The organism is Streptomyces sp. HmicA12 (assembly GCF_000373565.1).
Classification (GTDB): domain Bacteria; phylum Actinomycetota; class Actinomycetes; order Streptomycetales; family Streptomycetaceae; genus Streptomyces.
On sequence record NZ_KB891850.1, the window covers coordinates 284,098 to 302,329 of the forward strand.

The window sequence follows — 18,232 nt, forward strand, 5'->3', positions numbered from 1 at the left end:
CCCGCGGGCAAGCATCTTCACAGCGCCGCGGCGATCTGGAGCGAGGCCATCGGCGCCGTCCCCGCGCGCGCGGCGAGCAGTCGCAGCAGCTCGGGGCACCGGTACTGCGGCATCCCCTCGGCGTCGGGCCGGGTCAGCTCCACGAAGGCGGCGTCGACGAGGGACTCGAGCGCGTCCTCGGCGTCCTCCTCCGAGAGCCCGGCCCGCACCGCCGCCCACCGCGCGGAGAACGGCTCCCCGTCCTGGTCGGCGAGGACCCCGAGCACGGCCCGCTCCGGCGCCCCGAGCCGCACCGCCGACGATTCCAGGGTGCGGCCCACATCCAGGTCCCCGAAGGAGAGTTCGGCCAGCCTGGTCGCGGGGGAGGCGAGACGGGCGGCGAGCCGCGCCGCCGTCCAGTGCGGCCGGGCCGCGAGCCGCGCACCGGCCACGGTCAGCGCCAACGGCAGTCCGCCGCAGTACGCGACCAGATCGTCGGCCGCGTCCGGGTCCTCGACCAGGCGGCGGCGCCCCGCGTACCGGCCGAGCAGCGCGAGCCCCGCCTCGTCGTCGAGCGGCGACAGGACGAACGTGTCGCCCGCCGTCACCCGGGCCAGGCGCCGCCGGCCGACGGCGAGCACGGCCGAAGGACCGGACGGCAGCAACGGAGCCAGCTGCAGATCCCCGGCCACGTCGTCGAGCACGACGAGCAGCCGCGCGTCCGCGGTCCGCGTCCGGTAGAGCCGTACGAGTTCGTCCAGATCCCCGGACGGCAGGTTCGCCTCGCTCTCCCCGAGCGCCCGCAGGAACTGGACGAGCACGGCGCTCGGCTCCCGCGGCGTGCCGTCCGCCCCGCAGAGCTCGGCGAAGAGCACGCCGTCCGGGAAGTGCTCGGCGCTGTCGGCGGCGGCCCGTACGGCGAGCGCGGTCTTGCCGATCCCGGCCATCCCGGTCACCAGCAACCGCCGCCGCTCCCCGGCACTCCCACCGAGCCGCGCGGCGATGCGGGCGAGCTCCCGCTCCCGCCCGACCAGGTCACCATCGACGGCAGGCAGCATGGCCGGCGCACTCCGCACACCGGACGAGGGAATCCGCCCACCGGGATCGAGCCCCAACTCCCCACCCAGAACAGCCTGATAGGTGGCCCCGAGCACCTGCCCGGGATCGATCCCGAGCTGCTCGGCGAGCACCTGGCGCCCCTCGTAGTACACGTGCAGCGCCTCGGCCTGCCGGCCGCACCGGTACAGCGCGGTCATCAACTGGGCCCGCAGCCGCTCGCGTACCGGGAACGTAGCCACGAGCCCCGTCAGCTCCGCGGTCACTCGCTCATGTCCGCCGAGCTCCAGCTCGGCCTCGATCCGCGCCTCGACGGCGAGCATCCGCTCCTCCTCCAGCGGCGCCAGCTCGGCCTCCCGCAGGAACTCGGTGACGTTCCCGAGCGCCGCCCCGTGCCACAGCCCGAGCGCCTGCCGCAACAGCCCCGCGGCCTCCTCGAACCGCCGCCGGGCCAGCGCCCCGCGCCCGCTCTGTTCGAGCCGCCGAAACTCCAGGAGGTCGACCACGGCCCCCGGCGCGTGCAGCACGTACCCGGGCGGCCGCCGCAAGATCCCGGCGTCGTCCCCCAACTGCTTGCGCAGCCGGGACATGTACGTATAGATCTGCGCCCCGGCCGTGGCAGGCGGATCCCACCCCCACAGCAGCGAACTCAGCCGCGCATCGGACACCACGCGATCCTGAGCCAGCAGCAGAGCGGCGAGCACGGTATGGATCTTCGACCCGGAGAGGGCAACCCGCTCCCCCTCCCGCACGGCCTCCACCGGCCCCAGCACCCGGAACTCCATGGCTACCCCCTTCACCTGCCAGACGTGGTCGACTCCACGAAAGCCGAAGGTAGAAGGGGGCGTTATCCCCGGGATATCGCCGGACCCGCCCGGCCCACAGACGCAAGAAGACCCCGGCGTCAGCGTCTCCGCTGATGACGGGGTCTTCGGGCACCTCACACAAGGTGCCCCCGGCAGGATTCGAACCTGCGCACACGGCTCCGGAGGCCGTTGCTCTATCCCCTGAGCTACGGGGGCGTGCGCTGCGCTGTGCGCGGCGACGGGTTGAACACTACCAGCTCCCGCGGGGTCTTCATGAACAGGTATTTCCGGGGTCGAGCCGGGCGCCAGGTCCCCTGTACGGGGCGGAAGTGGGGAAAACCCGGACGCGGTGGCCGGTGCGGACCTACTCTCGAGTTGTGCCAGGCGCGTCCGGCCGGGTCCTTGTCGTGGACGACAACAAGGTGATCCGGCAGTTGATCAGGGTCAATCTCGAGCTGGAGGGCTTCGAGGTCGTGACCGCGGCCGATGGTGCCGAATGCCTGGACGTCGTGCACCAGGTGCGGCCCGATGTCATCACGCTCGACGTGGTGATGCCGCGCCTTGACGGTCTGCGCACCGCCGCCCGGCTCCGGGCCGACGCGCGGACCAGTGAGTTGCCCATCGTCATCGTGAGTGCCTGCACCCAGTACGAGGTGGAGAGCGGGCTCGACGTCGGGGTCGACGCCTTCCTGGCCAAGCCCTTCGAGCCGGGTGAACTGGTCCGTGTCGTAGAGCGGTTGAGTGAGCGGGGCCGGACGACCGGTGGCGGTGGCGGTCGGGGTGGCCGTGACGCCGGTGGCAGTAGTGGGGGAGACGCCGCCGCGGACCCGCAAGCGGAGGCCGACCCAGCGGACGGAGTGACCGACCGCACGGGACACACGGATCGTGCCGAGCGCAGCGCGCGTACCGCGGACGCCTGAGCGTCCCCTCGTACGTCTCCCCTCGTACGTCTGCGTTCGCACGTCTCCGCACAGCCGTCCCGACCCACCCGCCCCGTCCGCATCCCGGACCATCCGGGAAACCGAGTCGCCTACCCACCCCCCTCCTCCCCTACGCTTGCCCTGTGACCCCCGCCGAGCTCTCCCGCACCGTCCTGCGCGTCGTCCGTCGCGCGGTCGACGACGGTGCGTTCGGTGTGGTCGCGGTCGGGGGAGTGGACCAGGCCGTCGAGCGGATCGTCGTCGAGCGGCCGCGGCCCGGCGGGCGCGGGGACTACGCCACGAACGCCGCCCTGCAGATCGCCAAGCCCACCGGCCGGCCTCCGCGCCAGATCGCCGAGGTCCTCTCCCAGCGGCTCGCCGGCAGCCCGGGCATCGCCGCCGTCGACATCACCGGGCCGGGGTTCCTCAACCTCACGCTCGCCCCGTCGGCCGCCCCGGGCCAGGCCCTCGTCGAGGACATCCGGCGCCTGGGGCCCGCCTACGGGCACAGTGACGCCCTGCACGGCAGCCGCCTCGACCTGCGCATCCCGCACGAGCTCCGCGCCGAGGTCGTCGCCGAGGCACTCGGGCGCATCGGCCGCAGCCAGGGAGCCGACGTGCGCGTCGACCATGCCGCCGAGCCCGGCGACGTCACCCTCCGGCCCGTCCCGGTCGCCCCCGGCCAGGACCTCCGCACCCTGCTCGGCCAGGACGCCGCCCGCTGGGCCCTGCTCCACCCCGCCCCGCACGACCACCCGCGCACCGCCAGCGCCGAGGACCGCGCGGCCCATCTCGCCCAGCGCGAGGCGAACCCGCTCTTCCGCGTCCGGTACGCGCACGCCCGCACCCGCGCCCTGACCCGGAACGCCGCGGACCTCGGATTCACCGCGGGCCCCGCAGACGTGGCCGGCCGCGAAGAACTCGTCGCCGCCCTCGCCGAGTACCCCCGCATCCTGCTCGCCGCCGCCCGGCACCACGCCCCCGACCGGCTGGCCCGGCACCTCGTCGGCGTCGCCGACGCGCTGCTGCCCGCCCTCGGCGACGTACTCCCCATGGGAGGGGAGAAACCCTCGGCCGCCCACCGTGCCCGGCTCGCACTCGCCGAAGCCGCCGGGACGGTGCTGGCCGGCGGCCTGACCCTGCTCGGCATCGACGCACCCGAACACGTATGAGCATCACGAAGAGAGCGCCACAGCCATGAGCCGTTCCGCACACCCCGCCGGTCCCCGGCACGCCGACGTCATGCCCGAGGGGCACTACGCCGCGCCGCCCACCGACCTCAACGCCCTCGACCCGAAGGTGTGGGCGCAGACCGTGGCCCGTACCGAGGACGGTCAGGTCACCGTCGGCGGCATCGAAGTCGCCCGGCTCGCCGAGGAGTTCGGCACCCCGGCCTACTTCCTCGACGAGGCCGACTTCCGCGCCCGGTGCGCCGCGTGGCGCGACGCCTTCGGGTCGGACGCCGATGTCTTCTACGCGGGCAAGGCGTTCCTCAGCCGCGCCGTCGTACGGTGGCTGCACGAGGAAGGGCTCAATCTGGACGTGTGCTCCGGAGGGGAGCTCAGCACCGCGCTCTCCGCCGGGATGCCCGCCGAGCGCATCGCCTTCCACGGCAACAACAAGACGGAGGAGGAGATCGAGCGGGCCGTCTCCGTCGGCGTCGGGCGCATCGTTCTCGACTCCTTCCAGGAGATCGCCCGCGTCGCCCACATCGCCGACCGGCTCGGCAAGCGGCAGCGCGTACAGATCCGGGTGACGGTGGGCGTCGAGGCGCACACCCACGAGTTCATCGCCACCGCGCACGAGGACCAGAAGTTCGGCATCGCGCTCGCGGGCGGGCAGGCCGCCGAGGCCGTGCGCCGTGCCCTCAAGCTCGACGGGCTCGAGCTCATCGGGATCCACTCGCACATCGGGTCGCAGATCTTCGACATGGCGGGCTTCGAGGTCGCCGCGCGCCGCGTCGTCGGACTCCTCGCCGAGATCCGCGACGAGCACGGCGTCGAGCTGCCCGAGATCGACCTCGGCGGCGGCCTCGGCATCGCGTACACCAGCGACGACGACCCGCGCGAGCCGCAGGAGATCGCCAAGGCGCTCGGCGAGATCGTCACCCGCGAGTGCGAGGCCGCCTCCCTGCGGACCCCGCGCATCTCCGTCGAGCCGGGCCGCGCCATCGTCGGCCCCACCGCCTTCACGCTCTACACCGTCGGCACCGTCAAGCCGCTCGAAGGACTGCGGACCTACGTGTCCGTGGACGGCGGCATGTCGGACAACATCCGCACCGCGCTGTACGACGCCGAGTACACCGTCGCCCTGGTCTCCCGTCGCTCCGACGCCGAGCCGGTGCTGGTCCGCGTCGTCGGCAAGCACTGTGAGAGCGGCGACATCGTCGTGAAGGACGCCTTCCTCCCTGCGGACATCGCCCCCGGCGACCTCATCGCCGTGCCGGCCACCGGCGCGTACTGCCGTTCCATGGCCAGCAACTACAACCACGCACTTCGCCCGCCCGTCGTCGCCGTGCGCGACGGCGAGGCCCGGGTGATCGTCCGGCGCGAGACGGAGGAAGATCTCCTGCGTCTCGACGTCGGATAAATGAAATATCTGTCTCATCATCCGGACCGGGGGCAGAATCCCCGGTCCGGTGGGTGAGACTGGACCCACCGTAGGGACGTGGTGCGTAGTACCACGTCGCAGTAGGAGAGGAAACGAGGTCGGATGATGCGTACGCGTCCGCTGAAGGTGGCGCTGCTGGGCTGTGGGGTTGTCGGCTCAGAGGTGGCGCGCATCATGACGACGCACGCCGACGACCTCGCCGCCCGCATCGGCGCCCCGGTCGAGCTCGCCGGTGTCGCCGTCCGCCGCCCCTCCAAGGTGCGCGAGGGCATCGACCCCGCGCTCGTCACCACCGACGCCACCGCGCTCGTCAAACGCGGCGACATCGACGTGGTGGTCGAAGTCATCGGAGGGATCGAGCCCGCCCGCACCCTCATCACCACAGCCTTCGAGCACGGCGCCTCCGTCGTCTCCGCCAACAAGGCGCTGCTCGCCCAGGACGGCGAGGCCCTGCACGCGGCCGCCGTCGAGCAGGGGCGCGACCTGTACTACGAAGCAGCCGTCGCGGGCGCCATCCCGCTGATCCGGCCGCTGCGCGAGTCCCTCGCGGGGGACAAGGTCAACCGCGTCCTCGGCATCGTGAACGGCACGACGAACTTCATCCTCGACAAGATGGACTCGACGGGCGCCGGCTATCAGGAGTCCCTGGACGAGGCCACCGCCCTCGGGTACGCCGAGGCCGACCCGACCGCCGACGTCGAGGGCTTCGACGCCGCCGCGAAGGCCGCCATCCTCGCCGGGATCGCCTTCCACACGCGCGTACGCCTCGACGACGTGTACCGCGAGGGCATGACCGAGGTCACCGCGGCCGACTTCGCGTCCGCGAAGGAGATGGGCTGCACCATCAAGCTCCTCGCGATCTGCGAGCGGGCCGCCGACGGCGGCTCCGTCACCGCGCGCGTCCACCCCGCGATGATCCCCCTCGACCACCCGCTGGCCTCCGTGCGCGGCGCGTACAACGCCGTGTTCGTCGAGGCCGAGGCCGCGGGCCAGTTGATGTTCTACGGGCCCGGTGCCGGCGGTTCGCCGACCGCGTCCGCAGTGCTCGGCGACCTCGTCGCCGTCTGCCGCAACCGCCTCAACGGCGCGACGGGACCCGGCGACTCCGCGTACACACAGCTGCCCGTCTCCCCGATGGGCGACTCCGTGACGCGGTACCACATCAGCCTCGACGTGGCCGACAAGCCGGGCGTTCTCGCCCAGGTGGCGACGGTCTTCGCCGAGCACGGCGTCTCCATCGACACCGTGCGGCAGTCGGGGAAGGACGGCGAGGCCAGTCTGGTCGTCGTCACCCATCGCGCGGCGGACGCGGCCCTCACCGGGACCGTGGACGCGCTGCGTCAGCTCGACACCGTGCGCGGTGTCGCCAGCATCATGCGTGTTGAAGGGGAGTAGCAGGGATGACCGGAATGACCCACCAGTGGCGCGGAATCATCGAGGAGTACCGGGACCGGCTCCCGGTGACCGACACCACGCCGGTGGTGACGCTGCGCGAGGGCGGCACGCCGCTCGTGCCCGCGCAGGTCCTCTCCGAGCGCCTCGGCTGCGAGGTCCACCTGAAGGTCGAGGGCGCGAACCCCACCGGCTCCTTCAAGGACCGCGGCATGACCATGGCCATCACCAAGGCCAAGGAGGAGGGCGCGCAGGCCGTCATCTGCGCCTCCACCGGCAACACGTCGGCGAGCGCCGCCGCGTACGCCGTGCGCGCCGGCATGGTCTGCGCCGTGCTCGTCCCGCAGGGCAAGATCGCGCTCGGCAAGATGGGCCAGGCGCTCGTCTACGGCTCGAAGATCCTCCAGGTCGACGGCAACTTCGACGACTGCCTGAACCTGGCCCGCGCCCTCTCCGAGAACTACCCGGTGGCGCTGGTCAACTCGGTGAACCCGTTCCGCATCGAGGGCCAGAAGACCGGCTCGTTCGAGATCGTGGACGCGCTCGGCGACGCCCCCGACATCCACGTCCTGCCGGTCGGCAACGCGGGCAACATCACGGCCTACTGGAAGGGCTACAAGGAGTACGCGGCCGACAAGGTCTCGTCCCGCACCCCGCGCATGTGGGGATTCCAGGCCTCCGGTTCCGCGCCGATCGTGCGCGGCGAGGTCGTCAAGGACCCCTCGACGATTGCGACCGCGATCCGCATCGGGAACCCCGCCTCGTGGCAGCACGCGATCGCCGCGCGCGACGAGTCCGGCGGCTTCATCGACGAGGTGACGGACCGTGAGATCCTGCGCGCCTACAAGCTGTTGGCGTCCCAGGAGGGTGTCTTCGTCGAGCCCGCGTCCGCCGCGTCGGTCGCCGGTCTGCTGAAGGCCGCCGAGCAGGGCAAGGTCGACAAGGGCCAGAAGATCGTCTGCACCGTCACCGGAAACGGTCTGAAGGACCCGGACTGGGCCGTCGCCGGCGCCCCGCAGCCCGTCACCGTCCCGGTCGACGCGGCCGCCGCCGCCGAGCGCCTCGGCCTCGCCTGATCCCGCGTCACCGCTGCTGATACGCCGTCAACTGCGCGTATCCGCACACGAGGTGCACAGGGGGCTTACGACACGCATCGTGCGCCTCCTGTGCGCCCTATGTCGCCACAGAACCTTCCTTCGATAGGCTGTACCGAACCCGCCCACCGCATATGCAGCGGTGCCGCCGCCGTTCCGTCGTTTTCTCTTCTGATTCCGTCGTTCGCGGCCCGGGTGACCCAGGTGTCGCCGTACGCAGCACAAAAACATCGGAAGTCTCGGAAGTCCCGGAAGTCCTCGAAAGCCTCGTCCGTTCTCGATCGTCTTCGGAAGTTCTCGAAACATCCCGCAGCTCAAGGAGAGTCATCGAGCGATGGCCGGTCCCGCGTTCCGCGCCGCCGCCGTCAGGGTGCGCGTCCCCGCCACCAGCGCCAATCTCGGCCCGGGCTTCGACAGCCTCGGCCTGTCGCTGGGGCTCTACGACGACGTGGTCGTCAGGGTCGCCGACTCCGGGCTGAACATCGACATCGCAGGTGAGGGCTCCGAGACCCTGCCGCGCGACGAGTCGCACCTTCTCGTACGCGCCCTGCGCACCGCCTTCGACGCCCTCGGCGGGCAGCCGCGCGGCCTCGAGATCGTCTGCGCCAACCGCATCCCGCACGGCCGCGGCCTCGGCTCCTCCTCCGCCGCCATCGTCGCGGCGGTCGTCGCCGCGCGCGCCGTGACCATAGGCGGCGACGCCCGGCTCGACGACGCCGCGCTGCTCGAACTCGCCACCGAGATCGAGGGCCACCCGGACAATGTGGCGCCCTGCCTGCTCGGCGGCTTCACCATCGCCTGGACGGAGAGCGGAGCGGGCCGGGCGATCCGCCTGGACGCCGCCGATTCCGTCGTTCCGGTGGTTTTCGTCCCCGGGAAACCCGTCCTCACCGAGATGGCCCGAGGACTCCTGCCGCGCAGCGTCCCCCATGTGGACGCGGCGGCCAACGCGGGCCGGGCGGCCCTGCTCGTCGAGGCCCTGACCAGGCGCCCCGAGCTGCTGCTGCCGGCCACGGAGGACCGTCTCCACCAGGAGTACCGCGCCCCGGCCATGCCGGAGAGCGCCGCCCTCGTGGAGCGGCTGCGGGCCGACGGCGTGCCCGCGATGATCTCCGGAGCGGGACCCACGGTCCTCGCTCTGGTGGAGGACGGAACGGCCGACAAGGTCGCCCGGCTGGCCGGAGAGGGATGGGCGGCCAACCGCCTGGCCCTGGACGCGGACGGGGCGAGCGTTCTGCCGCTCGGCTCCCAGAGCGTCTGATCAAAAGCGTCCGGTTGCCGGATTGAGAGAGGGGGAATGTTTGTTGGATCCGGTAGTGTTAACCTCAAGTCTGCACCCGACCTCACCATGGCGAGGTGCTGTGTGTCCCCGTCCGGGACAACCATTCTTCCGGGAGCCTCCCCAGCAGTTCATCGCCGCGCCATCGCCTGTCGATATGCGGTGCTGAATGTTGTCGAGCATGCTCCGGAACCGGCGTGACCGAGCCGCGTGACACAGAAATCCAGTGCACCCGCGGAATCCGGAATCGCTGTCACCAATGAATTCTTCCGCCTCATCGGCGGACAACCGCCCCGGCACGGTCCGTACCGAGAGGACCACCGCCGGACAGCACAACCGGTCGCCGAGCCAGACAGGCCGACGTCCGCTCCAGGGAAGGACCCTTCGTGAGCGACACCACCGATCTGATGGGCGTGACTGCCGACAGCTCCGCTGCCGCGCCCGCCGCGTCTGCAGGGGACGCCTCTGCTACGCCTGCCCGGCGGCGCCGCGGTACCGGCCTCGACGGCATGGTGCTGGCCGAGCTGCAGCAGGTCGCATCGGGCCTCGGTATCAAGGGCACCGCGCGGATGCGCAAGAGCCAGCTGATCGAGGTCATCAAGGAGGCGCAGGCCGGCGGCGGTGCCCCGGCGAAGAGCGCTGCCGCCGCTTCTGATGCCGCTGAGACCAAGCCGAAGCGCCGGGCCACCTCGAAGGCCCGTACCGGCGACGACGCCGTCGCGGCCGACAGCAAGGCGGACGTGAAGTCCGAGGCGAAGGCGGAGAAGGCCGAGTCCGGCGCCGCCAAGGCGAAGAAGGCCGTCGCCCAGCAGCAGATCGAGATCCCGGGCCAGGGCGCCGGGGACGAGCAGCCGGCCGGCGAGCGCCGTCGTCGCCGTGCCACCGCCGAGGCGGGCAGCCCGGAGACCGTCACCGCCGAGGCCAAGCAGGACAGCCAGGGCGGCGCCGAGAACAAGGGCGACCAGGACAACGGCGGCAACGAAGGCCGTCGTGAGCGCCGCGACCGTCGTGACCGCGGTGAGCGTGGCGACCGCGCTGAGCGTGGTGACCGGGGCGACCGTGGTGGCCGTGACCGTCGTGGCGGCAAGGGCGACGACCAGGGCAACAAGGACCAGCAGGGTGGCGGCAACCGCCAGCAGCAGGGCGGCCGCCAGGACCGTAACAACGGTCCGCAGGACGACGACGACTTCGAGGGTGGCCGTCGCGGCCGCCGGGGCCGTTACCGCGACCGCCGTGGGCGCCGCGGGCGCGACGAGGGCGGCTTCGGCAACGAGCCGCAGGTCTCCGACGACGACGTCCTGATCCCCGTCGCGGGCATCCTCGACATCCTCGACAACTACGCCTTCATCCGTACGTCGGGCTACCTCCCCGGTCCCAACGACGTCTATGTCTCCCTCGCCCAGGTCCGCAAGAACGGCCTGCGCAAGGGCGACCACGTCACCGGTGCCGTGCGTCAGCCGAAGGAAGGCGAGCGCCGCGAGAAGTTCAACGCGCTCGTCCGCCTCGACTCGGCGAACGGCATGGCGGCCGAATCCGGCCGCGGGCGCCCGGAGTTCAACAAGCTGACGCCCCTTTACCCGCAGGACCGGCTCCGCCTGGAGACCGACCCGGGTGTGCTCACGACCCGCATCATCGACCTCGTCGCGCCGATCGGTAAGGGCCAGCGCGGTCTGATCGTGGCCCCGCCGAAGACCGGCAAGACCATGATCATGCAGGCGATCGCCAACGCGATCACGCACAACAACCCCGAGTGCCACCTGATGGTCGTCCTGGTCGACGAGCGTCCGGAAGAGGTCACCGACATGCAGCGGTCGGTGAAGGGCGAGGTCATCTCCTCGACCTTCGACCGTCCGGCCGAGGACCACACGACGGTCGCCGAGCTCGCCATCGAGCGCGCCAAGCGTCTCGTCGAGCTGGGCCACGACGTCGTCGTGCTGCTCGACTCGATCACGCGTCTGGGCCGCGCCTACAACCTGGCGGCGCCGGCCTCCGGCCGCATCCTGTCCGGTGGTGTCGACTCGACCGCCCTGTACCCGCCGAAGCGCTTCTTCGGTGCGGCCCGCAACATCGAGGACGGCGGCTCGCTGACCATCCTCGCGACGGCTCTTGTCGACACCGGGTCCCGCATGGACGAGGTCATTTTCGAGGAGTTCAAGGGCACCGGCAACGCCGAGCTCAAGCTCGACCGCAAGCTCGCCGACAAGCGCATCTTCCCGGCGGTGGACGTCGACGCGTCCGGTACCCGTAAGGAAGAGATCCTGCTCGGCAGCGACGAGCTCGCGGTCACCTGGAAGCTGCGTCGCGTGCTGCACGCGCTCGACCAGCAGCAGGCGATCGAGCTGCTGCTCGACAAGATGAAGCAGACGAAGTCCAACGCGGAGTTCCTGCTGCAGATCCAGAAGACGACGCCGGGCCCGGGCAACGGCAACGACTGACGTCGGTCCTTCATGAGCTGAGCCCCGTCGCCTCGTGCGGCGGGGCTCAGCCCTTTCCGGGCGCCGGCCCGGAGACCTTCACCACATGCATAAGAATTCGGCGGCTATGTGAAGCATGTGGTCCGAGAGGACAAAAGTGCAGGTGGGGGCGGTGTGGGACGTTGGTCCCGTTACATTGTGTGGTTGTGGGTATTCGCTGTGGACACAGCCCGCTGTGCAACCCTTCTTGGCGGTTCGCCGTCACACCGAGTGAAGAGCAGAGCGGACCCAAGGCGGACAGACCCAGCGAGGAGCACATGCCGGACCGTGACAGCAACCCCGGGCGTCATCGCGCCAAGGGCCGCCGCCGCAAGCCGCGCGGCGGAAGCGGCAAGGCGCTGCGCATCGCGGCGTGGAGCGCGGCGGGCGTCGTCGTCCTCGGCGGCACCGGGCTCGGGTACGTCTACTTCAAGCTCGACGGCAACATCAAGAGCGTCGACATCAACGCGGCCCTCGGCACCGACCGCCCGGACAACGTCGACAACGGCTCGGAGGACATCCTGGTCCTCGGCTCCGACAGCCGCGCCGGTGCCAACAAGAAGGCCGGCGGCGGCACGGACGACGGTTCGGCACGCTCCGACACCGCGATGATCGTCCACATCTACAAGGGCCACAAGAAGGCCAGCGTCGTCTCCATACCCAGGGACACGCTCATAGACAGGCCGGAGTGCACGGACAGCGACGGCACCGAGCACCCGGCCTCCAACGGCGTCATGTTCAACTCCGCCTACTCCACGGGCGGCGCGGCCTGCGCGGTGAAGACCGCCGAGTCCATGACCGGTATCCGCATGGACCACTACGTCGAGGTCGACTTCAGCGGCTTCGAGCAGCTCATCGACGACCTGGGCGGCGTCGACGTCACCACCACCAAGGCGATCGACGACCCCGACAGCCACCTGGAACTCGACGCGGGCACCCACACGCTCACCGGCAAGCAGGCCCTCGGCCTCGTCCGCACCCGGCACGGTGTCGGCGACGGCAGCGACCTGGGCCGCATCCAGCTCCAGCAGGCGTTCATGAAGGCCCTGATGGACCAGCTGAAGGACGTCGGCGTCTTCACCAGCCCGTCCAAGCTGTACGACCTCGCGAACACCGCCACCAAGTCCGTGACCACCGACTCGGAGCTGGCGTCCGTGAAGGACCTGGCCTCGTTCGCGAACGGGCTCAAGGGCATCGGCTCGAACGACATGGACATGGTCACGCTGCCGGTGCAGTACGACACCGCCGACGCCAACCGCGTCCTCGTCGACAAGACCAAGGCCGACCAGGTCTGGAAGGCGCTCAAGGCCGACAAGGACATCCCGAAGTCGGCCAAGAAGGGCACCGCCACCGGCCAGGCCGACGGCGTCGTGAAGTAGCCGCCGAGGCGGTGTGCGGGGGCCGGGGAATAGTTCCGGGCCCACCCCGGTTTTGGGAGATACGGCCGGTCCTGGCAGACTGGTACGTCGGCTCCGGTTCACGCTCCCGCAAATCCGCGTCTGCGACCCGGCGCCCTCCCGAACCTAGGAGACACCTTGAAGCGCGACATCCACCCCGAGTACGTCGAGACGCAGGTCAGCTGCACCTGTGGCGCGTCGTTCACCACGCGGAGCACCATCGACTCCGGCACCATCCGTGCCGAGGTCTGCTCCGAGTGCCACCCGTTCTACACGGGCAAGCAGAAGATCCTCGACACCGGTGGCCGTGTGGCCCGCTTCGAGGCCCGCTTCGGCAAGGCTGCCGCTGCCAAGAAGTAGCGAGGCTCAAGCGCCGGTCTCCGGTGTCCCTGTTTCCGCGGGGGCACCGGGACCGGCGCTTTGCGGTGCAGCCCCTTTCCGTACACGTACAAGCAGGAGCCGGAGATGTTCGAGGCCGTCGAGGACCTGATCGGTGAGCACGCCGATCTGGAGAAGAAGCTCGCTGACCCGTCGGTCCACGCCGACCAGGCCAACGCGCGCAAGCTGAACAAGCGCTACGCCGAGCTCACCCCGATCGTCGCGACGTACCGCTCCTGGAAGCAGACCGGCGACGACATCGAGACGGCGAAGGAGTTCGCCGCGGACGACCCGGACTTCGCCGCCGAGGTCAAGGAGCTCGAGAAGTCGCGCGAGGAGATCACCGAGAAGCTGCGGCTTCTGCTGGTGCCCCGCGACCCGTCCGACGACAAGGACGTGATCCTCGAGGTCAAGGCCGGCGCCGGTGGCGACGAGTCCGCGCTGTTCGCCGGTGACCTGCTGCGCATGTACCTGCGGTACGCCGAGCGCGTCGGCTGGAAGACCGAGATCATCGACGCCACCGAGTCCGAGCTGGGCGGCTACAAGGACGTCCAGGTCGCCGTGAAGACCAAGGGCGGCAACGGCGCGACCGAGCCCGGCCAGGGCGTCTGGGCCCGCCTGAAGTACGAGGGCGGCGTGCACCGTGTGCAGCGCGTGCCCTCGACCGAGTCGCAGGGCCGCATCCACACCTCCGCCGCCGGCGTGCTCGTGACGCCCGAGGCCGAGGAGGTCGACGTCGAGATCCACGCGAACGACCTGCGCATCGACGTGTACCGCTCCTCGGGCCCCGGCGGGCAGTCCGTCAACACGACGGACTCCGCCGTCCGCATCACGCACCTCCCCACCGGCGTCGTGGCTTCCTGCCAGAACGAGAAGAGCCAGCTGCAGAACAAGGAGCAGGCGATGCGTATCCTGCGCTCCAGGCTCCTTGCCGCGGCGCAGGAGAAGGCCGAGGCCGAGGCGGCCGACGCCCGTCGCAGCCAGGTCCGCACCGTCGACCGCTCCGAGAAGATCCGCACGTACAACTTCCCGGAGAACCGCATCTCGGACCACCGCGTCGGCTTCAAGGCGTACAACCTGGACCAGGTGCTCGACGGCGACCTCGACGCCGTGATCCAGGCGTGCGTCGACGCGGACTCGGCCGCCAAACTGGCCGCCGCGTAACCCTCGTACGTCTGAATGTTCTGAGCGAAGCCCCGGAGGACCAGCGTGCAGCAACATATTGGGGGGCGACCCCCGAACCCCCGCAGCGTGCTGCTCGCGGAAGTGGCCCAGGCCACCCAGCGGCTGGCCGACGCCGGCGTGCCCTCGCCGCGCAACGACGCGGAGGAGCTCGCCGCGTTCGTGCACGGCGTCAAGCGGGGTGAGCTGCACACCGTCAAGGACGCGGACTTCGACGCCCGGTACTGGGAGACCATCGCCCGCCGCGAAGCGCGCGAACCGCTCCAGCACATCACCGGGCTCGCCTACTTCCGCTACCTGGAGCTCCAGGTCGGCCCCGGTGTCTTCGTGCCGCGCCCCGAGACCGAGTCGGTCGTCGGGTGGGCCATAGACGCCGTGCGCGCCATGGACGTCGTCGAGCCGCTGATCGTCGACCTGTGCACCGGATCGGGCGCCATCGCGCTCGCCCTCGCCCAGGAGGTCCCGCGCTCGCGCGTGCACGCCGTGGAGCTGTCCGAGGACGCCCTCAAGTGGACGCGCAAGAACGTCGAGGGGTCCAGGGTCGACCTGCGTCAGGGAGACGCCCTGGAGGCCTTCCCCGACCTCGACGGCCAGGTCGACCTCGTCGTCTCCAACCCGCCGTACATCCCGCTCACCGAGTGGGAGTACGTGGCTCCCGAGGCCCGCGACCACGACCCCGACCTCGCCCTCTTCTCCGGCGAGGACGGCCTGGACCTGATCCGCGGCATCGAGCGCACCGCCCACCGTCTCCTGCGCCCCGGCGGCGTCGTCGTCATCGAGCACGCCGACACCCAGGGCGGCCAGGTGCCGTGGATCTTCACCGAGGAGCGGGGCTGGGCGGACGCCGCCGATCACCCCGACCTCAACAACCGGCCGCGGTTCGCGACCGCCCGCAAGGCGATGCCGTGACCCACTTCTTCGTAGACGAGTACGTACCTGAGCAGGAGGCCCGCTAAATGGCACGGCGTTACGACACCAATGACGCGACCGACCGCGCGACCGGTCTGCGTGAGGCCGCGTCCGCCGTCCGCCGCGGCGAGCTGGTCGTGCTGCCCACCGACACCGTGTACGGCATCGGCGCGGACGCGTTCACGGCCGAGGCGGTCGGTGACCTCCTGGAGGCCAAGGGCCGCGGCCGCAACATGCCGAGCCCCGTCCTGATCGGCTCCCCGAACACGCTGCACGGTCTCGTCACGGACTTCTCCGAGATGGCCTGGGAGCTCGTCGACGCGTTCTGGCCCGGCGCCCTGACGATCGTCGCCAAGCACCAGCCGTCGCTCCAGTGGGACCTGGGGGAGACCCGCGGCACCGTCGCCGTGCGCATGCCGCTGCACCCCGTCGCCATCGAACTCCTCACCGAGGTCGGCCCGATGGCGGTGTCGTCCGCGAACCTCACCGGGCACCCGTCGCCCGAGGACTGCGACGCCGCGCAGGGCATGCTCGGCGACTCCGTCTCCGTGTACCTCGACGGCGGCCCGACCCCCGGCATCGTCCCCTCCTCCATCGTCGACGTGACCGGCAAGGTGCCGGTGCTGCTCCGCGAGGGCGCCCTGACCGCCGACGAGCTGCGCAAGGTGGTACCCGACCTCGAGGTGGCGAATTGACAGCCCCTGAGACGGGGCGTGGCATAGGCACCGAGTCCTTCGAGTACGGGGCACCCCTGCTCTTCCCCGGCGACTCCTTCCGGATCCTCCACGTCAGCACCGGCAACGTCTGCCGCTCGCCGATCACCGAGCGGCTGACCCGGCATGCCCTCTCGGACCGGCTCGGCGACCCGCTGGCCGGCGGCCTCGTCGTGGAGAGCGCCGGCACCTGGGGGCACGAGGGCGCCCCCATGGAGGCCAATGCCGAAACGGTCCTGGAGGACTTCGGCGCGGACGCCTCCGGCTTCGTCGGACGCGAGCTCCTGGACGACCACGTCATAAGAGCCGACCTGGTGCTGACCGCCACCCGTGATCACCGTGCGCAGGTCATCTCCATGGGGCACAGCGCGGGACTGCGCACGTTCACGCTCAAGGAGTTCACGCGGCTCGTGCGGGCCATAGACCCGGCGACCCTGCCGGACCCGCTGGAGGCCGGCGTGGTCGAGCGCGCGCGCTCCCTGGTGCGTGCCGCCGCCGCTCTACGCGGGTGGCTTCTGGCGCCGAGCGTCGAGGCGGACGAGGTGTACGACCCGTACGGGGCGCCGCTGCCGTTCTTCCGGTCGGTGGGGTCGGAGATCAGCGAGGCGCTGGATCCGGTCGTCTCCGCGCTCACGGGTGTGCCCAAGTAGGTGCCGCTCGCGGTGATGACTTCCCCGCGCCCCTTTCGGAGCTCGGATCTAGGCTGTTAGACACCCACTCTCTCCGCGAGGCCCGGAGCCGAACATGCCGGTGTTCACCGAAACCGCCGCGCTCGACGTACTGCGCCGCCAGGATCCCGAGCTGGCCGAGGTCGTCCTCGGTGAGACGGCCCGGCAGGCGGACTGTCTCCAGCTGATCGCGGCCGAGAACTTCTGCTCACCCGCGGTCCTCGCGGCCCTCGGCTCACCGCTCGCCAACAAGTACGCGGAGGGCTATCCCGGCGCCCGCCACCACGGCGGCTGCGAACTCGTCGACGTCGCGGAACGTATCGCTGTGGAGCGCGCCAAGGCCCTCTACGGCGCCGAACACGTCAACGTGCAGGCCCACTCCGGTTCCTCCGCCGTCCTCGCCGCATACGCCGTCCTGCTGCGTCCCGGCGACACCGTCCTGGCGATGGGCCTGCCCTCCGGCGGCCACCTCACCCACGGCTCACCGGCCAACTTCTCGGGCCGCTGGTTCGACTTCGTGGCCTACGGCGTCGACCCCGGGACCGGGCTCGTCGACCTCGACGAGGTCCGCGCCCTGGCCCGCGCCCACCGCCCCAAGGCGATCGTCTGCGGATCGATCTCCTACCCCCGCCACCTCGACTACGCGGGCTTCCGCGACATCGCCGACGACGTGGGCGCGCACCTCATCGCGGACGCCGCGCACCCCATGGGGCTCGTCGCCGGGGGAGCGGCCCCGAACCCGGTCCCGTACGCCGACATCGTCTGCGCGACCACGCACAAGGTGCTGCGCGGGCCGCGCGGCGGCATGCTGCTGTGCGGCGCCGAGCTCGCGGACCGCGTCGACCGGGCGGTCTTCCCGTTCACGCAGGGCGGCGCCCAGATGCACACCATCGCCGCCAAGGCCGTCGCGTTCGGCGAGGCGTCGACGCCGGCCTTCACCGCGTACGCGCATCAGGTCGTCGCCAACGCCCGGGTCCTCGCCCACACCCTGGAGGCGGAGGGCTTCGCCGTCACCACCGGCGGCACCGACACCCACCTCGTGACCGTCGACCCTGCTCCGCTCGGCGGTACCGAGGGCCGAACGGCCCGCGGCCGTCTGGCCTCCGCGGGCCTGGTCCTGGACACCTGCGCGCTGCCCCACGGCGTCGGCCGCGGCCTGCGCCTGGGAACCGCCGCGGTGACGACGCAGGGCATGGGAGAGGCCGAGATGGCCCGTATCGGGGTGCTCCTGTCGGGTGTCGTACGTGACGCACTCGACGTACGCGCGGTCCGCGAGGAGGTCCGTGATCTGGCCGGGAGATTCCCCCCGTACCCGGCCGGATAACGGGTAGACGCACCGGCAGGACACTCGCTGCGCGTACCGGAACCGTCACTCGTGCAACCATCGTCGCTACCC

Annotated in this window: 15 protein-coding genes and 1 tRNA gene; 14 read left to right on the forward strand and 2 right to left on the reverse strand. The window is 71.1% G+C overall.

The window, feature by feature from the left end; genetic code table 11:
* Positions 1-17: 17 nt before the first annotated feature.
* Together B072_RS0138605 and B072_RS0138610 are read right to left on the reverse strand one after the other, a co-directional pair.
* Entirely contained in the window at positions 18-1,820 is a 1,803-nt protein-coding gene (locus B072_RS0138605) for an AfsR/SARP family transcriptional regulator (protein WP_018535348.1), read from the reverse strand.
* 165 nt (positions 1,821-1,985) lie between these two features.
* Positions 1,986-2,057, reverse strand: a tRNA-Arg gene (locus tag B072_RS0138610).
* Between the two features lie 113 nt (positions 2,058-2,170).
* On the opposite strand from B072_RS0138610, the gene B072_RS45025 reads away from it, so the two are divergent.
* The 14 genes from B072_RS45025 to glyA all read left to right on the forward strand — a co-directional run bounded on the left by B072_RS45025 (position 2,171) and on the right by glyA (position 18,160).
* Entirely contained in the window at positions 2,171-2,761 is a 591-nt protein-coding gene (locus B072_RS45025) for a response regulator (RefSeq protein WP_078506729.1), read from the forward strand.
* Between the two features lie 143 nt (positions 2,762-2,904).
* Positions 2,905-3,933 carry an ArgS-related anticodon-binding protein NrtL gene (nrtL, locus tag B072_RS0138620; RefSeq protein WP_018535350.1) on the forward strand — a complete coding sequence of 343 codons (1,029 nt, stop codon included), beginning with the start codon at positions 2,905-2,907 and terminating at the stop codon, positions 3,931-3,933.
* Positions 3,934-3,958: 25 nt separating this feature from the next.
* On the forward strand, positions 3,959-5,350 hold the full coding sequence (lysA, locus tag B072_RS0138625) for a diaminopimelate decarboxylase (protein ID WP_018535351.1): 1,392 nt from the start codon (positions 3,959-3,961) through the stop codon (positions 5,348-5,350).
* 123 nt (positions 5,351-5,473) lie between these two features.
* Positions 5,474-6,766 carry a homoserine dehydrogenase gene (locus tag B072_RS0138630; RefSeq protein WP_018535352.1) on the forward strand — a complete coding sequence of 431 codons (1,293 nt, stop codon included), beginning with the start codon at positions 5,474-5,476 and terminating at the stop codon, positions 6,764-6,766.
* 14 nt (positions 6,767-6,780) lie between these two features.
* Positions 6,781-7,839 carry a threonine synthase gene (gene thrC / locus B072_RS0138635; RefSeq protein ID WP_018535353.1) on the forward strand — a complete coding sequence of 353 codons (1,059 nt, stop codon included), beginning with the start codon at positions 6,781-6,783 and terminating at the stop codon, positions 7,837-7,839.
* Between the two features lie 352 nt (positions 7,840-8,191).
* Entirely contained in the window at positions 8,192-9,118 is a 927-nt protein-coding gene (gene thrB / locus B072_RS0138640; protein ID WP_018535354.1) for a homoserine kinase, read from the forward strand.
* Positions 9,119-9,522: 404 nt separating this feature from the next.
* Positions 9,523-11,571, forward strand: coding sequence for a transcription termination factor Rho (gene rho, locus B072_RS0138645; protein ID WP_026246753.1), 2,049 nt, complete (start codon positions 9,523-9,525; stop codon positions 11,569-11,571).
* A 296-nt stretch (positions 11,572-11,867) separates the two neighbouring features.
* Positions 11,868-12,968, forward strand: coding sequence for an LCP family protein (locus B072_RS0138650; RefSeq protein WP_018535356.1), 1,101 nt, complete (start codon positions 11,868-11,870; stop codon positions 12,966-12,968).
* A gap of 156 nt (positions 12,969-13,124) precedes the next feature.
* The gene (rpmE, locus tag B072_RS0138655) at positions 13,125-13,346 is read left to right on the forward strand and encodes a 50S ribosomal protein L31 (RefSeq protein ID WP_018535357.1); all 222 of its coding nucleotides are present in this window, start codon (positions 13,125-13,127) and stop codon (positions 13,344-13,346) included.
* Positions 13,347-13,451: 105 nt separating this feature from the next.
* The gene (prfA, locus tag B072_RS0138660; protein WP_018535358.1) at positions 13,452-14,528 is read left to right on the forward strand and encodes a peptide chain release factor 1; all 1,077 of its coding nucleotides are present in this window, start codon (positions 13,452-13,454) and stop codon (positions 14,526-14,528) included.
* Between the two features lie 87 nt (positions 14,529-14,615).
* Positions 14,616-15,455 (forward strand): peptide chain release factor N(5)-glutamine methyltransferase, encoded by an 840-nt coding sequence (gene prmC / locus B072_RS0138665; RefSeq protein WP_018535359.1) that lies wholly within the window; start codon positions 14,616-14,618, stop codon positions 15,453-15,455.
* Positions 15,456-15,502: 47 nt separating this feature from the next.
* Positions 15,503-16,150: an L-threonylcarbamoyladenylate synthase gene (locus B072_RS0138670; RefSeq protein WP_018535360.1), complete on the forward strand. Its 648-nt coding sequence runs from the start codon at positions 15,503-15,505 to the stop codon at positions 16,148-16,150.
* Entirely contained in the window at positions 16,147-16,818 is a 672-nt protein-coding gene (locus B072_RS0138675) for a low molecular weight phosphatase family protein (protein ID WP_018535361.1), read from the forward strand. Before B072_RS0138670 ends, B072_RS0138675 begins: the two co-directional genes overlap by 4 nt.
* A 94-nt stretch (positions 16,819-16,912) precedes the next feature.
* Positions 16,913-18,160 (forward strand): serine hydroxymethyltransferase, encoded by a 1,248-nt coding sequence (gene glyA, locus B072_RS0138680; protein WP_018535362.1) that lies wholly within the window; start codon positions 16,913-16,915, stop codon positions 18,158-18,160.
* Positions 18,161-18,232: the final 72 nt, after the last annotated feature.